At 58.5% G+C, this 1,810-nt stretch carries 1 protein-coding gene; it reads right to left on the reverse strand.

The features are described 5' to 3' along the window. Positions 1 to 115 precede the first annotated feature (115 nt). Positions 116 to 1,327, reverse strand: a complete 1,212-nt coding sequence (locus tag ACCD07_RS32230; RefSeq protein WP_413449687.1) for a sensor histidine kinase — start codon at positions 1,325 to 1,327, stop codon at positions 116 to 118. Positions 1,328 to 1,810 lie beyond the last annotated feature (483 nt).

Here is a 1,810-nt window from a genome sequence, read left to right on the forward strand (position 1 = left end):
CAGGACCGTGAAACAACTCTGCGCCGATGATAGTGCTGCAACCAGTGTGAAAGTAGGTTATCGTCAGGCTAGTTATAAAGAAAAAACCCCACCAGGTGATCCTGGTGGGGTTTTTTTATTTCACCGGCGCCGACATCGGTAGCATCAGCGTGAAGCGGGTACCCCCGCCCAGTTCGCTGCTGACGCTGATCGTGCCGCCGAGGATTTCAGTGACAATGTTGTGCACGATGTTCAGGCCCAGCCCTGAACCGCCGACGCCCAGCTTGGTGGTGAAGAATGGATCGAAGATACGCGGCACATCCTCGCGCCGAATGCCGACACCGTGGTCTTCCACGCCGAGCGTCACCAACCCTTGCGCGGACAACTGCGCCGTCACTGCAATCAGGCCATCTCGGCGGCCATCATAGGCGTGCACGATGGCGTTGTTGATCAAGTTGGTAATCACCTGGCCCAGCGGGCCGGGATAACTCTCCATCATCAAGTCTTCCGGTACATGCTGCTTGATGACGAACGGCGTGCGCTTGATGGTGGGCTGCAAGGTCAGCACATTGCCCGCCACAACCTCGGCCAATAAAAAGCTGCGCCGCTGCGAGCTGGTCTGGTCGACCGCCACCTGTTTGAAGTTGGTGACGATGTCGGCCGCGCGATGCAGGTTGCGGCTCAGGATGTCCACGGACAGCCGCGCATTCTGGATGTAGTGCTCGAACTCCTTGCGTGTGATGACGCCTTCGCTGGCGAGATGCTGGCCGATGTCGTCGGTCTGCACTTCAAAGGTGGTGGCGGCCATCAGGCTGTTGCCGATCGGCGTATTCAGCTCGTGCGCGATGCCGGCCACCATCGCCCCCAGTCCGGCCAGCTTTTCGTTGCGCACAATGTCCTCGCGCGCCTTGGCCAGGGTGCCCACCATGTCCTGTAGCTCGCGGTGCGCCCTGCGCAGCGCCAGGTGGGTGTTGATGCGCGCCAGCACTTCCTCGATCTGGAACGGCTTGGTGATGTAGTCGACCCCGCCGGCATCGAAGCCCGTCACTTTTTGTTTGGGGTCGGTGAGGCCGGTCATGAAGATGACGGGTATATCCTTGGTGGTCTTGCCGGCCTTGAGGCGGCGGCAAGCCTCGAAACCGTCGATGTCGGGCATGACGACATCCAACAGGATCAGATCGGGCTCGGCGAACTCCGCGCGCATCAGCCCTTCGGCGGCGGTCTGCGCCAGCACGATCATGAAGCCGTGCCGCTCCAGGCGGTCCAGCAGCGCGGCCAGGTAGGACAGCGAGTCATCGACGATCAGGATCGTCGGCATCGGTACTACAGGGATCTCGCTCTGGTTCATTCTTGCGGCCTGAGGAATTCACGATGAGGACAGTATATGCAACCTGCAATGGCCAGGGTAAAAAAGAGCAAGACCGTTGGATTAAAACATATTCAATCCCTTGAGCATCACCAGCAGGATCAGCACCGGTGACACGTAGCGCAGTAAGGTGATCATCACCAGAATGCCGCCGATGAAGGCGAGCACGCCCCACTGCCACAGCAGCGATCGCTACTGAGGGTAGAGCCGTCGATGGCCTTGAAGACATACGCGAACACCCATGCCACCACTTCCGAATAGAACGACAGGATCAGGAAAGCGCCCGCTATTCTTGCTGAGTCGAGAGGCCGCGATTGTAGTAGTTCGGAAAATAAGCCTTGCGGATACCGGCCTGCCTTTGCTATAGTTCGCCTCCCCGCAAAACGGTGCATGCAAATGCTGAGTGTTGCGGGAAAAGAGAAGAAAATGTAGTGCTTGACGAAACATTCGAAACGCCTCATAATC

The sequence above is a fragment of the Duganella sp. Dugasp56 genome (genome assembly GCF_047304105.1).
Classification (GTDB): Bacteria; Pseudomonadota; Gammaproteobacteria; order Burkholderiales; family Burkholderiaceae_D; genus Rugamonas; species Rugamonas hordei.

Coding starts and splice junctions, on each gene's coding strand:
- ACCD07_RS32230 (WP_413449687.1), bottom strand. CDS start 1,327: ATGAACCAGAGCGAGATCCCTGTAGTACCGATGCCGACGATCCTGATC.